Origin of the sequence: Epibacterium sp. Ofav1-8 (assembly GCF_022348185.1) — a bacterium.
Lineage (GTDB): Bacteria > Pseudomonadota > Alphaproteobacteria > Rhodobacterales > Rhodobacteraceae > Epibacterium.
Genome location: NZ_JAKRFD010000003.1, coordinates 320,742 through 339,991 on the forward strand (window position 1 = coordinate 320,742; position 19,250 = coordinate 339,991).

Here is a 19,250-nt window from a genome sequence, read left to right on the forward strand (position 1 = left end):
GCAGCGCCCGTGGCCTAGTTTAGGGGGAACGCGGCGAGGAAAGGACAGGCTCATGAGTTGGAACCCGACACTGGAACCCAAGTGCCCCGATGCAGGCAGTCTCGACAGTATCGAGACGCTGATCATTCCCCGCGCCCGCGACATCGGCGGGTTTGAGGTGCGCCGCGCCTTGCCCGCGCCCCGACGTCAGATGGTGGGGCCGTTCATCTTTTTCGATCAGATGGGCCCGGCAGAGTTCATCACCGGCGGCGGCATCGACGTGCGCCCGCATCCGCACATCGGCCTTGGCACCGTGACCTATCTTTATCAGGGTGAGTTTGAACACCGCGACAGCCTCGGCACCCATCAGATGATATACCCCGGCGAGGTCAACTGGATGGTGGCTGGCAATGGCGTCACCCATTCCGAACGCACCTCGGAGGCGACCCGCAAGGGGCACAGCAACCTCTTTGGCATCCAGACGTGGATCGCGCTGCCCGAAGACAAGGAAGACATGACACCGGTGTTTGAACACCACGGCAAAGAGGCGCTGCCGCATCTTTTGGGCGAGGGCAAGGACGTGCGGCTGATCCTCGGCTCCGCCTGGGGCGAGCGCGCGCCTGTGACCATGCTGTCAGAGACCTTCTATGCCGATGTCATTCTGGACGCCGGGGCCAAGCTGCCAATGCCGGATGACCACGAGGATCGCGGGCTTTATATCACCCGCGGCGCGGTCGAGATTGCAGGCCAGACCTTTGAGGCGGGGCAGATGATGGTGTTTCGCCCCGGCGATGCGATCACCGTCACGGCGGGGCCGGAGGGCGCACGCCTTATGGCGCTGGGCGGCGAGACCATGGGCGGGCCGCGCCACATCTGGTGGAACTTCGTCGCCTCCTCCAGGGAAAAGATCGAACAGGCCAAACAGGCCTGGGCACGCGGCGATTTTGCCAATAACCCGCGCTTTCACCTGCCGCCCGGCGATGACGCGGAATTTATCCCGCTGCCAACGCGTTAAGGCCCCAAGCTGATGTGCCGGGTCAGGGTGATCCGGTCGAGAAAGGCGCTGTCGTGGCTCACCACGATGAGCGCGCCGTCATAGTCCCGCAGCGCAGCTTCCAAGGCCTCAACCGCGTCTAGGTCGAGGTGGTTGGTCGGCTCGTCCAGCACCAATAGCTGCGGCGGCACCGGGCGGCCAAGGGTGCAGGCCAGCCCCGCCCGCAACCGCTGCCCGCTGCTGAGTGCCCCCGCCAACTGCAAACCATCCTCGGCGCGAAACCGAAACCGCGCCAGTGCTGCGCGGGCCTCATTCAGGGTGGCTGCGGGGCTGAGACGCTGGAAGTTCTCCACCAGTGTCTCGGAGGCCTCCAGCAGGCTCACATGCTGATCCAACAGCGCGGCACTTGCGTGGCGTTCCACAGATCCGGCGCGGGGCGTCAGCTGCCCGAGGATCACCGACAGAAGCGTGGTCTTGCCGCAGCCATTGGGGCCGTGCAGCGCAATCCGTTCCGGCCCGGTGACCTCCAGCGACAGATCCTGCAGCACGTCGCGGGTGCCGTAGCCAGCGGTGATCCCGTGCAGGGTCAGGATGCGCGTGCTGGGCTGCACCCCGGTTGCGGGGATGTCCATGCGGATCGGCTCAAGTATTTCGATACGGGCGCGGGCCTCCGCCAGCGCCTCATCCGCCGCCGCCTGCCGCGCCTCGCGCAATCGCACGCCTGCGCCTTTGGAAACCTCGGCGCGCTCTTTTGCCTTGTCCATCAGGACTTTGGGCTGGCTTCCTGAGGCACGCGCCGCCTTGCCCGCGCTGTCGCGCCGCGCCTTGCGCTCGGCGGCCTCCTGCGCGCGGCGGGCGGTGTCCTTGCGGGCTTTGTCGGCCTCGTTCAGATCATGATGCGCCGCCGCCAAGGCTGCGTCCTTTTCCGCCCGAAACTGGCTGTAGGGCCCATTAAAGCGGCTGGCCCCAAGCGGGCTCAGCTCCACGATGGCATCCATGTCGTCGAGCAGTTCGCGATCATGGCTCACCACCAGCGCGGTGCCCCGCCAGTCGCGCAGAACCTGCCGCACCGTGGCGCGCCCTTCGGTGTCGAGGGTGTTGGTCGGCTCGTCCAGCAGCAGGATATCCGGCTCCTGAAACAGCAGCGCCGCCAGCGCAAGCCGGGTGCGTTGCCCGCCCGACAGCTGCGCCAGCGTGGCCTCCGGGCGCAACGACAGGCCGCAGCGCTGCATGGCGGCCTCCATCCGGGCGGGCAGGGTCCAATCGGCTTCGGCGAGATCGGCGGCACTCGCGCAGCCGGCCTCGGCACGCGTCAGCCGCGCCAGACCGGAGGCCGCGCCAAACAGCTCCGCCACCGTCAGGTGATCCTGCGCGGCCACGTCCTGTCGCATCCAACCGACCGTGCCGGTGGTCACGATACGACCCGATGCAGGCGGCAGATCCCCCGCAATCAGACGCAGCAGCGTCGTCTTGCCGGTGCCATTGCGGCCCACAATCCCGGTGCGACCGGGGTGAAAACTGAGGGTGATGTCCGAGAGAACAGGTCGCGCGTCAGCGGCGGACCAATGCAGGCTGTCGAGACGGACGGAGGCGGTGGGAGAGGGCATGATAAAGAACCACGTGCAGCGACACAAACAGGGCGAGTGCGGCAAGGGTCTGGATCATGGATAGGGTCTTCCTCTGTTGCTCCTGCCAAGAAACATATGCGCCAAAACGCGAAAGGCAAGAGGTCTCGACAGGAACGACACGTCAGGCAGGACTTCGCTCAGCTGGTGGCCGCTTGTACCCATCATGACAGCGCAATAAGGGGTACAATATTTCACAAGTGAAGGGTTGTCTTGCCCCCGCAATGGGTGTCTGCTTGCGCCCATGAGCGATGCAACCCTGACCAAAGAGATGGCAAGGCAGCCAGCCCAGCCAACGTCCAATCCCATGCGCGGTGTCTTCTGGATGCTGGTGACGGGGCTTAACTTCGTGGCGGTGACGGCGCTGGTGAAATACATGGGACCGCGCATCCCTCCCGCCGAGAGCGCGTTTTTGCGCTATCTGCTGGGGCTGGTGTTCCTGATCCCGATGATCGGCTCGCTCAGGGCGGTGACCTGGACCCCGAACCTGCACGGTCTTTTTGCCCTGCGCGGCGCGGTGCATGCGCTGGGGGTCATCATGTGGTTCTTTGCCATGACCCGCATTCCGCTGGCCGAGGTCACGGCGATGAACTACCTCTCGCCGGTCTATGTGACGCTGGGTGCTGCGATTTTCATGGGTGAAAAGCTGGCCTTTCGCCGCATCGCCGCGGTTGCGGTCGCGCTGTTGGGCGTGGTGGTGATCCTGCGGCCCGGGTTTCGCGCAGTCTCTCCGGGGCATCTGGCGATGCTGGTCACGGGGTTTGCCTTCGGGATCTCTTATCTTGTGGCCAAGACCATGGTGGGGCGGACAAATCCCACGGTGGTGGTGGCGATGCTGTCGCTCTGGGTGACGATCGGTTTGGCCCCCTTTGCGCTGGCGAACTGGGTCACGCCGACGCTTTATGAACTGGCGGTGCTGTTCGGCGTGGCCTGTTTTGCCACCGCGGGCCACTATACCATGACGCTGGCCTTTGCCTCGGCGCCGTTGACGGTGACGCAGCCCGTCACCTTCCTGCAGCTGATCTGGGCGACGCTCCTCGGGGCGCTGGCCTTTGGCGAGAGCGTCGATGTCTGGGTCGTCCTCGGCGGCACCATGATCCTGGGCGCCGTGACCTTTATCACCTGGCGTGAAGCGATGCTGAAACGGCGTGCCATCACGCCGGCCCCGCATGCGATGAAATCCTGAACGCAGTGGCCTGCGCGCTCCGCCGTGTGGCAGAAATTAACAAAAACTTGAACGGCTTACCGTCCGGTCTGTCGTCAAGCGGTTACATTTCTGTCATAGATACGGCTGCGGAACGACCATCTTACGTAAGGATGCCATGGCCTTGCATCAGATCAGAGGGCTGTTGTGGCTGGCGCTGGCGCTGGGCCTGTCGACCTCTGCGCAGGCCGGGCTGGAGATCTGCAACGACACCAGCGCCCGGCAACGGGTGGCCATCGGCTACAAGGCGACCGCGGACTGGAGCTCGACGGGCTGGTGGGACCTCGCGCCGCAAGAGTGCAGCGATGTGGTCGCGGGCGCGTTGCGGCATCGGTTCTATTATCTGCGGGTGGAAACCGAGGGCTGGGAGTTTCAGGACGACAAGCTGTCTTTCTGTGTCGACGATAGCGATTTTCGCATCACCGGTGACACCAACTGCGCCCTCCGGGGCCATCGGCAGGAAAACTTTGCCCGCATCGATACCGGCATCGCGGCCGTTCAGCACAGCCACCGGCTCAGTGCCAATCTGATCCCCGGACGTGGCGCCGGGGCGCCCCGGGCGATCACCGCGCCCGAATTCAGCGGCGTTGCGGTGTTTCAGGACTGCCAGCTGGACACGGCCCCCTATGTGAGCTTCTGCACCTTCATCGGGGCCGGGCGGCGGTTTCTGGTCTATGACGACAGTCGTATCGATCCGGCGCTCTGGCAGCAGCTTGCGGAGTTGCCGCAGGGGCGGCGGGTGGCGATTTCCGGTCAGCGCGCCGATCTCTTCGACACCACCTCCGAACTGGTGCTGCGTCAGGCGGTGTTGCAACCCGTCAACGCCGCCGACCGGCTGTTGGCGCGGTTGCAGGGGACCTGGCGGCGCATGACCGACCCGGACGACAGCTTCCGCGTCAGTGGCGCCGAACGGGTGAACACCTATGCGGGGGCGGAAACGTCGGTGGAGTATCTCTCCATACAGGACCACTGCGGCGCGCATAGCGGGCAGGGGCCGTATCTCTTTACCTGGGCCAATACCGCCGGGACGCATCTGTGTTACCGGCTGGAGCATGTCTCCGGGCAGGACCTGTCACTGGTCTATCTGCCGCAGGGCACCACGCTCCGGTATCACCGCGACGGCTGAGCCGCCTGCCAACGCCCGCAGGTCCCGCCCGACACACGCATCGCGCGGCAGAGATCCCGCATCTGCTCAGGCGACCAATTCGCGCGAGGTCACCAGATCCACCACCCGATGGGCGGCGCGACGGGCGGCGGCGGTGTCCAGCGGCCCCTCGGACTGTGCCGCCTGAAGCCAGACCCCGTCCATGTAGCTTTGCAGCGCCTGACGCGCGGTCTCGACCTGTTCGGGCGGGACCAGTTGGCTCAACTCGGCGACAAAATGGCTTCGGACCCGGGCCCGGTTGATTCGGTGCAGCCGCGCCAGACTGGTGGAATAGGGCGCATTGGCCCAGAATTGCATCCAGATGCTGCACTGCGGCACGGTGTAAAGCGAATCTGCAAAGTTCGCATCCATCACCGCATAGAGCCGTTCGAGCGGTGTTTCGGCCCGTGCATAACCCGCTACCATGGCGGCGCGCAGCTTGCGCAGAAGGTGGCGCATCGTGGCCTCCATCAGCCCTTCCTTGGAGCCGAAATAATAGCTGATCGAGGCCGCGGAGGCGCCGGCTTCACGCGCGATTTCCGCCATGGTTACAGTCCCATAGCCCCGCTTGTGCACGGTGACGATGGTGGCTTCGATCAGTTCTTCGTTGCGGATGTCGCGGATGCGTTTGCGTGCCATAAAATGAGAGTGCGTCAGCTTGGTTTCAGATTCAATATTTCACTTCAAAAAACCAAAACTTGAATGGCCATTCAAAATTTGGTTAGCTTAGTCAGGCCGGGATCGCGTGATCCCGGTCACCAACAACAATAACATCGACCCGAGGAGGCGCCAGCCCGCGCCTCTGCGACTTATTCACTGGGAGGTGAAATATATGACATACCTGATTTCCGCAGGCATTCTGCTGGCCTTTGCGCTGGTGGCATTCTGCGTCATCAAGTGGTGGAACCTGGAGGTGGTCGGCGTCACACCCGTGCCGCTGTTCACATTCATCGCGATCCTGTTCACATCCGGCCTCGACGTCGGCCTCATCATGTTCCCGCTGGCCTGGGACTTCCCGCTCTATGCGGATGTGGAAAACAATCCCGCCTATGGGTTCACCAACCCGCTGGCGCTGGAGTTCGGCTTCTGGGGCTTCCTGATCTGGGGCTTCTACTTCCTGACCACCTTCTACTTCTGCGTCATCGAACCGCGGGTGAAGTTCTTCGAGATCCCGGTGGTCAAATGGATCAACAACATCGTCATCATCGGCACCTGTGCCTTCACCGGCGCGCTGTTCCTGATCTATCTGCCCTATTACGCCACCTTCATGGGCGACGGCGAGACGGTGATCCCGGCCTTCTACGTCATCACCTTCCTGGTGATCCTGTTTGCGGCCTTCTCCTCGACCGACATCAAATACGTGCGCATCCTGTCGCTGGGCTCCACCGGCCTGTTTGCGGCGCTGATCCTGGGCATGTGGGCCTATTCCGGCATGGGGCTGGGCGAGTTTGCAGGCACCGCCGGCAACATCGGCGGCTACTTTGCCAACATCCACAAGTTCGTGCTGCCGCTCACCGACTACCATGAGTTCTACCTGTTCTGGTGGTTTGCCTGGTCGATCATGATCGGTCAGTTCACCTCGCGCTTTGTCGGCGGTCTGAAGACCTGGCAGGTGCTGGCCGCGCTGCTGATCTTCCCGTCGATCCCGCTCGGCGTGTGGTTCTCGGTGCTCTACTACTACCACCTGAACGAGATCCCGACGACGCTGTTCATCAATGTCTCGATGATGGTTGTGGGCGTGGTCTTTGTGATCAACTCGTTTGACTCGCTGATCCGCCTCTATACCGACAACCTGAACCTCACCAGCAAACGCTTTGGCAAGCTGCCCTATATCCTGGGCAACGCGATTGTGCTCTTTGCGCTGACCGTCGCCTTCCAGAGCCAGTGGCTGCAGATCCAGTGGATCGGTGCCGTGGTGATCGGTCTCTACGTGGCCTGCCTGATCTACATCTTCGTCAGCAAACGCGACGAGGTCATGGCGATCGAGGCCAGCCCGGAAGAAAACGATCTGGACTTCTCCAAGATCGAAGCGGTGCACTAAGACGCACCTCCGGTGTCGCCCGGCCTGTGCCCGCAGGCGGGGCGACACCATCCAGGGTCCGCTACCGACCCATGCAAGAGTGACGCTGCCCGCGCCCTTCCTGCATGTGCCGGTCCCCGAAAAACCGCACAGCTTCGTGTGCCGCATCTGCGGGCACGGAGGATCATCACACCGTCCCGCAGATGCGCGGGACCCACGCTGACCTGAGAAGGAAAGAGGCGAGAGACATGACACATCCGGCCCAGCCCCAAGCCAGCCATTTCATCAATGGCGCCTATGTCGAAGATACCTCCGGCACCCCGATCCCGGTGATCTATGCCGCCACCGGCGAAGAGATCGCCACCGTCTATGCCGCCACCCCGGCGATCGTCGAACAGGCGCTGACCTCGGCGCAGGCGGCGCAGAAGATCTGGGCCAAGACCGCCCCGACAGAGCGCGGCCGGGTGCTGCGCCGGGCGGCCGACATCATGCGCGAACGCAACCATGACCTGTCGGTGCTGGAAACCTATGACACCGGCAAGCCCTTGCAGGAAACGCTGGTCGCGGATGCCACCTCCGGCGCCGATGCGCTGGAATATTTCGGTGGTCTGGCGGCAAGCCTGACGGGCGAGCACATCCCGCTGGGCGAGGATTGGGTCTATACCATCCGCGAACCGCTGGGCCTCTGCGTCGGCATCGGCGCCTGGAACTACCCCACCCAGATCGCCTGCTGGAAGGGTGCGCCCGCATTGGCCTGTGGCAACTCGATGGTGTTCAAACCCTCCGAGACCACGCCGCTCTGCGCGCTCAAGGTGGCCGAGATCCTGATCGAGGCGGGCGCGCCCGCGGGCCTGTTCAACGTGGTGCAGGGCATGGGCGAGGTCGGCAGTCAGCTGGTCACCGACCCGCGCGTCGACAAGGTCTCGCTGACCGGCTCAGTGCCCACCGGCAAGAAGGTCTACGCTGCCGCCGCCGAGGGCATGAAACACGTGACCATGGAGCTGGGTGGCAAGTCCCCGATGATCGTCTTTGAGGATGCCGACATCGAGAACGCGATTTCCGGCGCCATCAACGGAAACTTCTATTCCTCCGGTCAGGTGTGTTCGAACGGCACCCGCGTCTTTGTGCACAAGGACATCAAGGAGAAATTCCTCGCCCGTCTGGCCGAGCGCACAGCCACCGCCAAACTGGGCGACCCGATGGATGAGAGCGTCAGCTTCGGCCCGATGGTCAGCGAGCGTCAGATGGAGATCGTCCTTGGCTATATCGAGAAGGGCAAGGCAGAGGGCGCCCGGCTGATCTGCGGCGGCGGACGCGCCGATATGGATGGCTACTACGTGCAGCCCACCGTCTTTGCCGATGTCACCGACGATATGACCATCGCCCGCGAAGAGATCTTTGGCCCGGTCATGTGCGTGCTGGATTTCGACACCGAAGAGGAAGTTGTGGCGCGCGCCAATGACACTGAGTTTGGCCTCTCCGCCGGGGTCTTCACCAAGGATTTTACCCGCGCCCACCGGGTGATCGGTCAACTTGAGGCCGGCAGCTGCTTTATCAATTCCTACAATGACGCACCGGTCGAGGCGCCCTTTGGCGGTGTCAAAGCCTCTGGCGTGGGGCGTGAAAACTCCAAGGAGGCGATCAAGCACTTCAGCCAGGTGAAGTCGGTCTATGTGCGCATGGGCGATTGCGAAGCAGCCTTCTGAGGTCTGCACCTAAACGATAGGGCGCGTCCTTTTGGGCGACGCCCACCCACCCGCCCCGTCGCCCAAAAGGACGCGGGCGAACTGAGAAGCTATGCCTTGTGGTCAGCCCCGGCGGGTGCGGCCCTGTGACAGGAGAATGGACGCGATGAACGCGGATTACGTGATTGTTGGGGCCGGCAGCGCAGGCTGCGCCATGGCCTACCGTCTGAGCGAGGCGGGGAAATCGGTGCTGGTGATCGAACATGGCGGCACCGATGCAGGCCCGTTCATCCAGATGCCGGGCGCGCTCAGCTACCCGATGAATATGTCGATGTATGACTGGGGCTACAAATCCCAGCCCGAGCCGCATCTGGGCGGGCGCGAGCTGGTCACCCCGCGCGGCAAGGTGGTCGGCGGCTCGTCCTCGATCAACGGGATGGTCTATGTGCGCGGCCACGCCGGCGACTACAACCACTGGGCCGAGAGCGGTGCCACGGGCTGGTCCTACGCCGATGTTCTCCCGTATTTCAAACGCATGGAGACCTGGGACGACCGTGGCCACGGCGGCGATCCCGACTGGCGCGGCAAAGATGGCCCGCTGCATGTCACCCGCGGCCCCCGCGACAACCCGCTGCATGATGCCTTTGTGAAGGCCGGGCAGCAGGCGGGCTATCCGGTCACCAAGGACTACAATGGCGAGCAGCAGGAGGGCTTTGGCCCGATGGAGATGACGGTCCACAAGGGCCGCCGCTGGTCCGCCGCCAACGCCTATCTCAAGCCTGCCCTGAAGCGCGACAACTGCACCATGATCCGCGCGCTGGCCCGCAAGGTGGTGATCGAAGACGGCCGCGCCGTTGGTGTCGAGGTCGAGCGCGGTGGCCAGATCGAGGTGATCCGTGCGGGTGCGGAGGTGATCCTCGCAGCCTCCTCTCTGAATTCGCCAAAGATGCTGATGCTGTCGGGCATTGGCCCCGCCGCGCATCTGGCCGAACATGGCATCGAGGTGGTCGCAGACCGCCCCGGCGTCGGCCAGAACCTGCAGGACCACCTGGAGTTCTATTTCCAGTTCGCCTCCAAACAGCCGATCACGCTCTATAAATACTGGAACCTCTTCGGCAAGGCTTTGGTGGGGGCGCAGTGGCTCTTTACCAAGACCGGGTTGGGGGCGTCGAACCAGTTCGAGAGCGCGGCCTTCATCCGGTCGGACAAGGGGATCGACTACCCGGACATCCAGTATCACTTCCTGCCGCTGGCGGTGCGCTATGACGGCAAGGTCGCTGCCGAGGGCCACGGCTTTCAGGCCCATGTCGGCCCGATGCGCTCCGCCTCGCGCGGCGAGGTCACACTGGCCAGCGCCGATCCCAATGCCGCGCCGAAGATCCTGTTCAACTACATGTCGACCGAGCAGGACTGGATCGATTTCCGCAAATGCGTGCGCCTGACCCGCGAGATCTTTGCTCAGGACGCGATGAAACCGTACCTGAAGCACGAGATCCAGCCCGGCACCGACCTGCAGACCGATGAGGAGATCGACGGGTTCCTGCGCGAACACGTCGAAAGCGCCTATCACCCCTGCGGCACCTGCAAGATGGGCGCGGTGGATGACCCGATGGCGGTGGTTGACCCCGAATGCCGGGTGATCGGCGTCGAGGGGCTGCGGGTGGCAGATAGCTCCATCTTCCCGCGCATCACCAATGGCAACCTCAACGGGCCCTCGATCATGACGGGCGAGAAAGCCTCCGATCATATCCTCGGCCGACGGCTGCCATCGTCGAATGCCGAACCCTGGTTTAATCCGAACTGGCAGACCGCACAGCGCTGAACCCTGCACTGTCGGTCACGACTGGCCGCCCCCTGCATCCGCAGTGGGGCGGTTTTTTTATCGACATGCCTGAGAGTCCTGTTGGTCGACAAGCGGACGAAGATGTCATTGATTTCCTGCCGGTTTCTGCGAAGACCGACTTAACAACCAATGGGAACTCGAATGAACTTTTCAAAAAGGATCTATTTAACAACCGCATTCGGCGTGTTTGTCACCTCTGTGGCATACGCTGCCGATCCAAAGGAAGCCGGGGGCTTCAAACTGGGAAGCTCATTTGAAGCAGCACAACAGCATGCGCTCGGACAGGGATGGGAACTCGTGCCTACTTCGGAAAACTTGCCGGGACAATGGGTTGTCGAAGGCACGAACCTATCCCTGTTTGTTTGCAACGGGGTAGTCTCTTCAGTCCATGAAAAGTTGGAAGGCGACTTTGAAGAGTTCGTGACACTCGTTTTTTCGATGCAGCTTAAATTTGGCAAACCCGATATTCAGATCCTGAGCCTTAGTTCTGGCATTGGAGACATATCGACGATAGATGCGCGCTTCGACAAAGGTGATGGTGGAGCCACAGTTCAGCTTCAAAGTCTTGGCGGAGGACGAGCCTTTTCTGTAAATCACTGGATGGAAATCGAATGCCAATGATGACTTCAGCTTTCGTTTGCAATGCAAGGCAACGAGGGCTCAGAGCAGACCAGCCTGATTTGAAGTCTGTCCTCATTCCTCTCCCTGTGCTCGATCAGATAACCGCTCCGTATCGGAGTGGGGTGGAGCAGGTGCACGGCCTTTCACACGGTTCGAAACCTCTGCCACCACAGGGAATAACATGTAGCGGCGCTTGAAATCGGGCGCTGGTGCGGCAGCTTGACTTGAGGCCCGGGTATCGCAGCGATGCCCGCCGCACGTCATTCGGGGTTTGGAATTCCGCCAAAACTTGATCCCGGTCAAAGTGTGGCTGCGAGTCATCTTCTAAGCTCTTGTCAAACAACGCATTGAAGGAGCGAACAGATGTCTCATACCCCGCATGAACTGGCCGAGGAATTTCCTGAAAAAGCCGCTCTGATGAGCGATCTCAAACAGTCGGATGCGCATTTTGCAAAGCTCTCGGAGGAGTATCACGAGGTAAACCGCGCCGTGCACCGCGCTGAAACCAATGTGGAGCCGGTGTCCGAGCAGGCCGAAAGCGAGCTGCGCAAGACACGTGCTGCCCTCAAGGATGAGATCTGGGGCATTCTGTCCAAGGCCTGAGCCTTCCTGATGAACGCCAAGGGTCGCCCAAATTTGGGCGGCCTTTTTGCGTGACTAGTTGACCCGGTAGGGCAGCACGCTGCGCTCATTGGTATCGACCGACAGGCGTCGCTCCAACGGCGGCACCGAGCGCTGGTGGCAGTGCTGGCGCTCGCAGATCCGGCAGGAAATGCCGATGGGTTCAAAGGCCGAGGCCTGCGTCACATCGAGCCCATCCGCAAAGACCAGCGCATCCGCGTGGCTGACTTCGCAGCCCAGCGAGATCGCATAGCGCCGCACCGGTGCCCCGAACGATCCGCCCGGTTTCGACACATCGCGCGCCAGCGAGATATAGCGCACCCCGTCGGGGGTCTCGGCCAGCTGGCGCAAAAAACGCCCCGGTGTTTCAAACGCCCGGTGGACGTTCCACAAGGGGCAGGCACCGCCAAAACGGGCAAATTGCAGCCGCGTGGCAGAGTGGCGCTTGGTGATGGTGCCGGCCTGATCGACGCGTACAAAGAAGAACGGAATGCCCTTTGCACCCGGGCGCTGCAGGGTCGACAGCCGATGCGCCACCTGCTCGATCGAGGCGCCAAAGCGGATCGCCAGCAGCTCCAGATCGTGACGGCAGGATTGTGCGGCCTCCAGAAACCTTGTGTAGGGCATCAGGGCCGCGCCTGCGAAATAGTTGGCAAGGCCGATCTTTGCGATGGAGCGCGCTTCCTCGGTCTGAAACTTTGCAAAGTCCAGTGTTGCTTCCAGCAAATCCCCGTAGCGCAGCAGCGCCAGTTGCAAGAGCATCTGGAACAGCCGCGTTTGCGGCGCGGAGCGATGCGAAAGCGCCAGCACCTTGGTCTCCGGATCATAGGCGCGCAGGCCTTCCATGTCGCGCAGGGTGAGGGTGACGCCGATCTGTTGCAGCGCGGCCTCGGCGTTCATACGTGTGTCGCCGCTGCCTGAAAACCGCTCGGCCGCGCGGTCCACGGCGTCGATATAGTTGTCGCAGTAGTGAAAGAAGTCGCGGACCTCTTCCCAGGGGCTGGCCTGAATGCGCGCATCCGCACGCCCCAGCGCCTCATCCAGCGAGGCAAGCCGTTCATGGGTTTGCCGGTAGGCGCGGTGCAGGCTGAGGAAAGCGCGCGCGAGCGCTGGCGCGTTTGAGGCGGTGAGACGCAGATCCGCAAGCGGCGGCACATCATCGGCAAAGACCGGATCGGCCATCGCCTCGCGCATGTCGGAAATCAGCCGCTCGCTATCCCCAGACGACAGCTCCGTTACATCCAGCCCGAACTCCTGTGCCAGCGCCAGAACCACGGTGGTGGACACGGGCCGGTTGTTGTTCTCCATCTGGTTCAGATAGGGCAGGGAGAGGCCGAGCTTGGCGGCAAAGTCCTTCTGGGTGAGGCCGATCCGGTTGCGCATCTCGCGCAGCTTCGCCCCGGCATAGAGCTTTTGGGTGGCCATGTGGCGTGCCTTTGCAAATTGAGCTGGTCTATTTGTATAACTGCAAATTCAAGCTGGCAAGCCGCGGTGATCCGAGCAGTGGCCGTTGGGAGCAACCTGAAAGGGCGAGGGGAGACCTCCCGCCCACGGCCCCTGCTTTGAAAAAGCAAGGCCCGCAGTTGGGCCGAGCGCGGCGCGCGCCCCGGCAGGGGCGCGCGCCGCGTCGGTCGCTTCGGGCAAAGCCCGAAGCGAAACACCTCTGGTCAGGCAGAGATGTCAGGCAGAAATGTCAGAAGGATCAGGCCGCAAGGCCCAACTGCCGCTCGCGGCGCATCACATAGAGGATGGCGATCAACCCGCAGACACCGCTGCCAAACATGATCTCCAGAAGCGGCGAAGCGTTAGAGCCCGGCACCAGTAGCCAGCTCGCCGTGGCCGAGAGCGCCGCACCCGCGCCGATCATGATCGCCGATGACAGCCCCGCAGCGGTCCCTGCCAGATGCGGGCGCACGCTGATCGCGCCGGTGGTGCCGTTTGGGATCGCCATACCATTGCCGAGCCCGACAAAACACATCAGCCCGAAGAAGGTCCAGACCGAGTCCATCCCGACCAGGGTGATGGTCAGCGACAGCCCGACGCCAAAGATGTTGATGATCGCGCCCCAGAACACCATCGCATTGATCCCGAACCGCTCCGAGTAGCGCCCGGACAGGAAGTTGCCGAGGAAATACCCCAGCGCCGGGGCCGAGAAATAGATCCCCAGTTGGGCGCTGTTCAGCCCGTAGACATTGGTGCCCACAAAGGGGCTGCCGCCGAGATAGGCAAAGAAGCTGCCCGACGACAGGCCCGCCGCCAACGAGTAGCCCCAGAAGCGCGGCGAGCGCAGCAGCGCCGGGTATTCGCGAAACTGCGCGATCAACGGCTTGCCGCTTGCGGTCGCGGTCTCGCCAAAATCGGCGTAGAAAATCATCAGCGTCACCGCAGCGGCGGCAAACAGCAGCCAGAAATTCGCGTGCCAGCCAAAGGCCTGATCCAAGATCCCGCCAAGCGCCGGCCCCACCATTGGCACCACCGTCATCCCCATGGTGACATAGCCGATCATGCTCGCGGCCTTTGGTCCCTCATACATGTCGCGCACAGCGGCGCGGCTCAGCACCATACAGGTGGCGACCACCGCCTGCGCCATGCGAAAGGCCAGGAACCCCTCGGCGGTTGTTGCAAAGATACAGCCCAATGTGGCCAGCAGGAACAGCACCAATGACGCCATCATCACCGGACGCCGCCCCATCTTGTCCGAAATCGGCCCGACAACGATCTGGATCACCGTGCTTGCGGCCAGATAAAGCGGCACCGACAGGGCGATCAGGCGATACTCGACCCCGAAATAGGCGGCCATGCCGGGCAGCGAGGGCTGAAAGATGTTCATCCCCAGGGCGGAAAGGCCGGAGAGCAGGATCAGGGTCCAAATGGTCGGTGGGGTGGTGCGGGTCACTGTACGTCTCGGTTTAGTTTACCTGTTCAGGGTCTAGGGCGCGGCGCGGTGCTTGTCCAATGAACCCGTCCCTAGGGTACAATTTTGCCCGACATCGCGGCGCCTGTCTGTGAAGCAGGTCACCAGGCGGCACGCGGCGGTCCGATCCTACGGCCGGGGCGGGGGGCGATGGGAGGAATTTGCTGATTTGCTGATTAGCGAGCGGGCTATGCATTGTATTTGCAAATTTGCCATATTTGCCTTGGGGTCGATCCGGCGTCACGTTAGGGTCGGCCGCAACGAACCCGGTTCAAACACGTTCGAAACATTGGGCCCAAACTGATCAGGGGGCATTTGCCATGAAGGATATCCTTGCCGAACTCGAAGAGCGCCGCGAAAACGCGCGGCTCGGCGGTGGGCAGAAACGCATTGATGCACAGCACGCGCGCGGCAAGCTGACCGCCCGCGAACGCATCGAACTCCTGCTGGACGAAGGCAGTTTTGAAGAGTTCGACATGTTCATCAGCCATCGCTGCACCGATTTTGGCATGGAGAACAACAAGCCCGCGGGCGACGGTGTGATCACCGGATGGGGCACCATCAATGGCCGTCAGGTCTATGTGTTCTCGCAGGATTTCACCGTGCTGGGCGGTTCGGTGTCCGCAACCCACGCGCAAAAGATCTGCAAGATTCAGGATATGGCGATCCAGAACGGCGCGCCCATTATTGGCCTCAACGATTCTGGCGGTGCCCGCATCCAGGAAGGCGTCGACGCACTCGCGGGCTATGCGGAAATCTTCCAGCGCAACATTATGGCCTCTGGCGTGATCCCGCAGATCTCCGTCATCATGGGGCCGTGCGCCGGTGGCGCGGTCTACAGCCCCGCGATGACCGACTTCATCTTTATGGTGAAGGACACATCCTATATGTTCGTGACCGGCCCGGATGTTGTAAAAACCGTGACCAACGAACAGGTCACCGCCGAGGAGTTGGGCGGGGCCTCCACCCATACCAAGAAATCCTCCGTGGCCGATGGTGCGTTTGAGAACGACGTCGAAGCGCTGGCCGAAGTGCGCCGTCTGGTGGATTTCCTGCCGCTGAACAACCGGGAAAAACCCCCGGTGCGCCCGTTCTTTGACGATCCGGCGCGGATCGAGGACAGCCTCGACACGCTGATCCCGGAAAACGCCAACACGCCGTATGATATGAAGGAACTCATCACAAAAGTGGCGGATGAGGGCGATTTCTACGAGATTCAGGAGGATTTTGCCAAGAACATCCTCACCGGCTTTGTCCGCCTTGAAGGGCAGACCGTGGGCGTGGTGGCGAACCAGCCGATGGTGCTGGCGGGCTGTCTCGATATCGACAGCTCTCGCAAGGCCGCGCGCTTCGTGCGGTTCTGCGATGCCTTTGAAATCCCGATCCTTACCTTTGTCGACGTGCCGGGATTCCTGCCGGGGACCAGTCAGGAATACGGCGGTGTCATCAAGCATGGCGCCAAGCTGCTGTTTGCCTATGGGGAGGCGACGGTGCCCAAGGTCACCGTGATCACCCGCAAGGCCTATGGCGGTGCTTATGACGTGATGGCGTCCAAGCACCTGCGCGGCGATTTCAACTACGCCTGGCCAACGGCGGAGATCGCGGTGATGGGCGCCAAGGGCGCCACCGAGATCATCCACCGCGCCGACCTCAGCGATGCGGAAAAGATCGCCGCCAAGACCGCGGAATACGAGGACCGCTTTGCCAATCCCTTTGTGGCGGCGGAGCGCGGTTTTATCGACGAGGTGATCCAGCCCAGATCCACCCGCCGCCGGGTGGCGCGCGCCTTTGCCAGCCTGCGCAACAAGAAGCTGCAGAACCCGTGGAAGAAACACGACAACATCCCGCTTTGATCGCAATCCATGGCACCCCGTTGGCATATCCTGCGCACTGACGGCGCTCTGACGCTCTGCCGTCAGCTGCCCCCGCGCTTTGATGTGGCGGCCAGCACCACTCTCCCTATGGGGGATCCGGTGCGGCTGGCGCATCAGATCCGGCAGGACATGTGGCGGGCGCTGCAGCGGGTGCGGGGGTTCTCTCCGGTGGTGCATCTCAGCCGTGAGGGCGATGTGATTCGCCTCACCGCCGGCGGACGCGTTGCCGGACCGGTGGCGCCGGGTCTGAGCGCACAGATTGCCGATCTGCTGGCGTGCCCGGCGCATCGCGCCCGTTGGGTGGCTCAGGCAGGGCGGTCGGGGCGCGTGTTAAGATGACCTTAAGTCAACGTAAAAACGGCGTAATTTTCGGGCGATCAGGTCACAAATCGCCGCTTGCGGGGGCGGGCTGTGCCGATGAGTCCACAGGGTGCCACGCGCTTCAGCACGACGGGCGGGTGTTGCACAAATTTGTAACAGGGTTTGACACGAAGGCCGAATCGGTTGCATGCTCCGTCCCAGCCGAAATCAGATCTTCAGGATCAGCGCGCGCCATCGGCGCAGCGCCCGCAGCCTCGGCAGGAGGAGCCCAATCTGATTGGGGTCGGGGCTGCGGCAATTTCGGGTGTCACACCGCAACACTGGATATGCACGCTCTGGTAGAGCAGGGGCGCAATCTGTGCCGGGCTTTTGTATTGGCCGTGGGCCTGGGGCTGGCCATGGCGCTGGGGCTGGCCATGGCGCTGGGGCTGACCGGTCTGGGCCTGCCGTCTGCCGCCAGCGCGGCCTCCGACCAGCCGGACCTGGCGGGCGCATCGGGTGACGGACAGGAGCGCGCGCGGATCCGCGTGCCCTCCGGCCAGCCTGTGTCGCTGTCCGAGGTGCTTCTGGACAAGGCCCCGGGCGCGCTTTGGGCGCGGTTCCGGTTTGTCGCGCCGGAGATCGCCAGCCAGACCAGCCAAGGCGCCAGCGCCACCGACATCGACCATCTCTGCGCCACGCTGGCGCTGCCCTATCTGGCCCATCACGACCTGCATCCGGAGCGGGTGGTGATCTCGCTGTCGGACCGCGCGCTGCCCTTTGGCCAGTCGGCCCCGGAGGCGACGCAGTTCTTTGAAACCTATCGCATCGAAGGCGATGCCTGCATCTGGGAGGGGTTCTGATGCGCCCATGCCCTGCGGATCGGCATTTTTCTGCGGTTTTCGCGCCACAACAGGCGCGGGCGGCGGAATTTGCATATAACCTTCAAACCAATGCCGCTATGCTGCGCGCAGGACGCAAATATGCGCCTCGGCCGGGGGGATTTCGATCCGCCGGGCTGACAGAGGTGCGGGCGCACGCCCGTGCAGGTTTCATCTATGATCTTAGGAGACTGACATGTCCAAGAGCATCAAGCTTTTCACCCTCGCAGGCCTCCTGGCCGCCGTCACCGCCTGTGCCGGCCAGCAGGAAGAAGAATTCGTCGTGGTCGAGCCCGAGCCGATCTCGCAAGAGCCGGTCTACACCGGCAAATACAAGTAAACACTTCAGGGGTCCGGCCCTGTGGCCGGACCTTTCCGACCTGCGGGGTGCCGGACCGGAGGCACTTCCATGTTGAAACATCGCGGCTTCCCCGGCCGTCTTCCGGGCACCGATTATCAATTTGTCATCCGCCGCCCCAATCCCAAGGGGGTGACGCCGATCACCCGGCGCGAACGGTTTCGCGACCGCAAACCTGCGGACAAGCGGGCCGATGCGGGCTTCATGCGCGCGCTGTGGGAAAACTTTGGCGACCAGCCGTTCGAACGCGGCAATCTCGACGCAGGGCGGCTCAGCTGGCTGTTCGGGCGTGAGGTGCTGGCGGTGGACGATCCCTTTGATCCTGAAAGCTACGAGTCGCTCCTGGTGATCGACGTCGAGGTCGCGCGCCGCTCGTTCCCCGAGGCGTTTGAGGGCTGATCGCATGCGGGATCGGCGTCATATCACCCGAACGGGCCGTCCTGTGCAGCGGAAAGCCGCGCAGGGGCGCGTTCGAGCCGGGTGCCTCGGCGTCTTCCCGCTGGCGCAGCGGCGATTTGCGCGGGCGTGCGCCCAAATGAGCGCCGCGTTGACAGGCGGGTTTGCAGGGCGCGCAGAGGCTGACAGGCTGACAGAGCCTACACAGCCGTTTCGTCCCTTCTGGCTGTTGTTCTGGCCCCAAAACCTGACTGGGCAGCTGTGCACAGCCCCGTGCCAGCTGCCCGCTTTTGGGTTTGCGACCGCTTCCGTATCTTGTTGCCACCAGGCCGAACAGCCCAAGCGCCGCCTGCATGGCGAGACCGCCGGAGGGGCGCGGCATGCGGCCGTGTCGCCATGGGCGAAACGTCGCCGCTTGCGCTGGATTAACGGGCGATCCATCGCCCATCGCAACAATCTGCGTGGAACATATCTGGACGCTTCGCGTTGTCTGAGCAAAGTGAGACCAAATCTCGCAGCTCGGCGAAAAGGAGTCTTCCGATGCGCAAATCCATTCTGGCCGCTTTCCTTGCAGGCACCGCGGTGCTTGCTGCCTGTGGCGACACCACCGGCGAGCAGGCGCTTTATGGCGCTGGCGCCGGTGCCGCAGGTGCGGCGCTGCTCAACGGCAGCCTTGTCACCGGCGCAGCCGTGGGCGCAGCCGGTAACCTCATCTACTGTCAGGAAAACCCGGGCCGCTGCTAAGCTGGCCTCGGGCGTGCGACCGGGTCGCGCGGCACTGACATTTCGCT

The 19,250-nt window shown here is 63.0% G+C and carries 18 protein-coding genes; 14 read left to right on the forward strand and 4 right to left on the reverse strand.

Annotation, left to right across the window (positions count from 1 at the left end; translation table 11 throughout):
• Positions 1–52: 52 nt before the first annotated feature.
• Positions 53–994: a pirin family protein gene (locus MHM97_RS06815; RefSeq protein ID WP_239321089.1), complete on the forward strand. Its 942-nt coding sequence runs from the start codon at positions 53–55 to the stop codon at positions 992–994.
• Here the strand turns inward: MHM97_RS06815 and MHM97_RS06820 are convergent.
• Entirely contained in the window at positions 991–2,580 is a 1,590-nt protein-coding gene (locus tag MHM97_RS06820; protein WP_239321092.1) for an ABC-F family ATP-binding cassette domain-containing protein, read from the reverse strand. The two genes, MHM97_RS06815 and MHM97_RS06820, sit on opposite strands and share 4 nt — an antisense overlap.
• Positions 2,581–2,842: 262 nt before the next feature.
• Here MHM97_RS06820 and MHM97_RS06825 point away from each other — a divergent pair, with 262 nt between their 5' ends.
• Positions 2,843–3,784, forward strand: coding sequence for a DMT family transporter (locus tag MHM97_RS06825; protein ID WP_239321095.1), 942 nt, complete (start codon positions 2,843–2,845; stop codon positions 3,782–3,784).
• Between the two features lie 136 nt (positions 3,785–3,920).
• Positions 3,921–4,928 carry a DUF1036 domain-containing protein gene (locus MHM97_RS06830; RefSeq protein WP_239321097.1) on the forward strand — a complete coding sequence of 336 codons (1,008 nt, stop codon included), beginning with the start codon at positions 3,921–3,923 and terminating at the stop codon, positions 4,926–4,928.
• A 66-nt stretch (positions 4,929–4,994) separates the two neighbouring features.
• Here MHM97_RS06830 and betI read toward each other — a convergent pair whose 3' ends face one another.
• Positions 4,995–5,585: a choline-binding transcriptional repressor BetI gene (gene betI / locus MHM97_RS06835; RefSeq protein WP_239321100.1), complete on the reverse strand. Its 591-nt coding sequence runs from the start codon at positions 5,583–5,585 to the stop codon at positions 4,995–4,997.
• Positions 5,586–5,778: 193 nt separating this feature from the next.
• Here betI and MHM97_RS06840 point away from each other — a divergent pair, with 193 nt between their 5' ends.
• From MHM97_RS06840 to MHM97_RS06860, 5 genes are all read left to right on the forward strand, one after another.
• The gene (locus MHM97_RS06840) at positions 5,779–6,987 is read left to right on the forward strand and encodes a BCCT family transporter (protein ID WP_239321102.1); all 1,209 of its coding nucleotides are present in this window, start codon (positions 5,779–5,781) and stop codon (positions 6,985–6,987) included.
• Positions 6,988–7,214: 227 nt separating this feature from the next.
• A complete protein-coding gene (gene betB, locus MHM97_RS06845) occupies positions 7,215–8,672 on the forward strand; it encodes a betaine-aldehyde dehydrogenase (RefSeq protein ID WP_239321105.1) in 1,458 nt (485 codons plus the stop codon).
• Positions 8,673–8,817: 145 nt separating this feature from the next.
• Positions 8,818–10,473, forward strand: a complete 1,656-nt coding sequence (gene betA / locus MHM97_RS06850) for a choline dehydrogenase (RefSeq protein ID WP_239321414.1) — start codon at positions 8,818–8,820, stop codon at positions 10,471–10,473.
• Positions 10,474–10,635: 162 nt separating this feature from the next.
• A complete protein-coding gene (locus tag MHM97_RS06855; protein ID WP_239321108.1) occupies positions 10,636–11,115 on the forward strand; it encodes a hypothetical protein in 480 nt (159 codons plus the stop codon).
• Between the two features lie 363 nt (positions 11,116–11,478).
• Positions 11,479–11,718, forward strand: a complete 240-nt coding sequence (locus MHM97_RS06860) for a YdcH family protein (protein WP_065322120.1) — start codon at positions 11,479–11,481, stop codon at positions 11,716–11,718.
• Positions 11,719–11,772: 54 nt separating this feature from the next.
• Here MHM97_RS06860 and MHM97_RS06865 read toward each other — a convergent pair whose 3' ends face one another.
• Both MHM97_RS06865 and MHM97_RS06870 read right to left on the reverse strand, forming a co-directional pair.
• Positions 11,773–13,161: a helix-turn-helix domain-containing protein gene (locus MHM97_RS06865; protein WP_239321111.1), complete on the reverse strand. Its 1,389-nt coding sequence runs from the start codon at positions 13,159–13,161 to the stop codon at positions 11,773–11,775.
• A gap of 277 nt (positions 13,162–13,438) precedes the next feature.
• Complete coding sequence (locus tag MHM97_RS06870) at positions 13,439–14,632, reverse strand: multidrug effflux MFS transporter (protein ID WP_239321113.1); 1,194 nt, start codon at positions 14,630–14,632, stop codon at positions 13,439–13,441.
• 338 nt (positions 14,633–14,970) lie between these two features.
• Between MHM97_RS06870 and MHM97_RS06875 the strand changes: the two genes are divergently transcribed.
• The 6 genes from MHM97_RS06875 to MHM97_RS06900 all read left to right on the forward strand — a co-directional run bounded on the left by MHM97_RS06875 (position 14,971) and on the right by MHM97_RS06900 (position 19,203).
• Positions 14,971–16,503, forward strand: a complete 1,533-nt coding sequence (locus tag MHM97_RS06875) for an acyl-CoA carboxylase subunit beta (protein WP_239321116.1) — start codon at positions 14,971–14,973, stop codon at positions 16,501–16,503.
• Positions 16,504–16,512: 9 nt separating this feature from the next.
• Positions 16,513–16,863 carry a hypothetical protein gene (locus MHM97_RS06880; protein WP_239321119.1) on the forward strand — a complete coding sequence of 117 codons (351 nt, stop codon included), beginning with the start codon at positions 16,513–16,515 and terminating at the stop codon, positions 16,861–16,863.
• Positions 16,864–17,171: 308 nt separating this feature from the next.
• Positions 17,172–17,687: a DUF6497 family protein gene (locus MHM97_RS06885; protein ID WP_239321122.1), complete on the forward strand. Its 516-nt coding sequence runs from the start codon at positions 17,172–17,174 to the stop codon at positions 17,685–17,687.
• 214 nt (positions 17,688–17,901) lie between these two features.
• The gene (locus MHM97_RS06890) at positions 17,902–18,045 is read left to right on the forward strand and encodes a hypothetical protein (RefSeq protein WP_239321125.1); all 144 of its coding nucleotides are present in this window, start codon (positions 17,902–17,904) and stop codon (positions 18,043–18,045) included.
• A 69-nt stretch (positions 18,046–18,114) separates the two neighbouring features.
• Complete coding sequence (locus tag MHM97_RS06895; RefSeq protein ID WP_239321128.1) at positions 18,115–18,462, forward strand: hypothetical protein; 348 nt, start codon at positions 18,115–18,117, stop codon at positions 18,460–18,462.
• Between the two features lie 537 nt (positions 18,463–18,999).
• Complete coding sequence (locus MHM97_RS06900; protein ID WP_239321130.1) at positions 19,000–19,203, forward strand: hypothetical protein; 204 nt, start codon at positions 19,000–19,002, stop codon at positions 19,201–19,203.
• Positions 19,204–19,250 lie beyond the last annotated feature (47 nt).

Excerpts from the sequence above, each read along its gene's own strand:
- MHM97_RS06815 (WP_239321089.1), top strand. The coding sequence starts at position 53 with ATGAGTTGGAACCCGACACTGGAACCCAAGTGCCCCGATGCAGGCAGT.
- MHM97_RS06820 (WP_239321092.1), bottom strand. The coding sequence starts at position 2,580 with ATGCCCTCTCCCACCGCCTCCGTCCGTCTCGACAGCCTGCATTGGTCC.
- MHM97_RS06825 (WP_239321095.1), top strand. The coding sequence starts at position 2,843 with ATGAGCGATGCAACCCTGACCAAAGAGATGGCAAGGCAGCCAGCCCAG.
- MHM97_RS06830 (WP_239321097.1), top strand. The coding sequence starts at position 3,921 with ATGGCCTTGCATCAGATCAGAGGGCTGTTGTGGCTGGCGCTGGCGCTG.
- betI (WP_239321100.1), bottom strand. The coding sequence starts at position 5,585 with ATGGCACGCAAACGCATCCGCGACATCCGCAACGAAGAACTGATCGAA.
- MHM97_RS06840 (WP_239321102.1), top strand. The coding sequence starts at position 5,779 with ATGACATACCTGATTTCCGCAGGCATTCTGCTGGCCTTTGCGCTGGTG.
- betB (WP_239321105.1), top strand. The coding sequence starts at position 7,215 with ATGACACATCCGGCCCAGCCCCAAGCCAGCCATTTCATCAATGGCGCC.
- betA (WP_239321414.1), top strand. The coding sequence starts at position 8,818 with ATGAACGCGGATTACGTGATTGTTGGGGCCGGCAGCGCAGGCTGCGCC.
- MHM97_RS06855 (WP_239321108.1), top strand. The coding sequence starts at position 10,636 with ATGAACTTTTCAAAAAGGATCTATTTAACAACCGCATTCGGCGTGTTT.
- MHM97_RS06860 (WP_065322120.1), top strand. The coding sequence starts at position 11,479 with ATGTCTCATACCCCGCATGAACTGGCCGAGGAATTTCCTGAAAAAGCC.
- MHM97_RS06865 (WP_239321111.1), bottom strand. The coding sequence starts at position 13,161 with ATGGCCACCCAAAAGCTCTATGCCGGGGCGAAGCTGCGCGAGATGCGC.
- MHM97_RS06875 (WP_239321116.1), top strand. The coding sequence starts at position 14,971 with ATGAAGGATATCCTTGCCGAACTCGAAGAGCGCCGCGAAAACGCGCGG.
- MHM97_RS06880 (WP_239321119.1), top strand. The coding sequence starts at position 16,513 with ATGGCACCCCGTTGGCATATCCTGCGCACTGACGGCGCTCTGACGCTC.
- MHM97_RS06885 (WP_239321122.1), top strand. The coding sequence starts at position 17,172 with ATGCACGCTCTGGTAGAGCAGGGGCGCAATCTGTGCCGGGCTTTTGTA.
- MHM97_RS06890 (WP_239321125.1), top strand. The coding sequence starts at position 17,902 with ATGTCCAAGAGCATCAAGCTTTTCACCCTCGCAGGCCTCCTGGCCGCC.
- MHM97_RS06895 (WP_239321128.1), top strand. The coding sequence starts at position 18,115 with ATGTTGAAACATCGCGGCTTCCCCGGCCGTCTTCCGGGCACCGATTAT.
- MHM97_RS06900 (WP_239321130.1), top strand. The coding sequence starts at position 19,000 with ATGCGCAAATCCATTCTGGCCGCTTTCCTTGCAGGCACCGCGGTGCTT.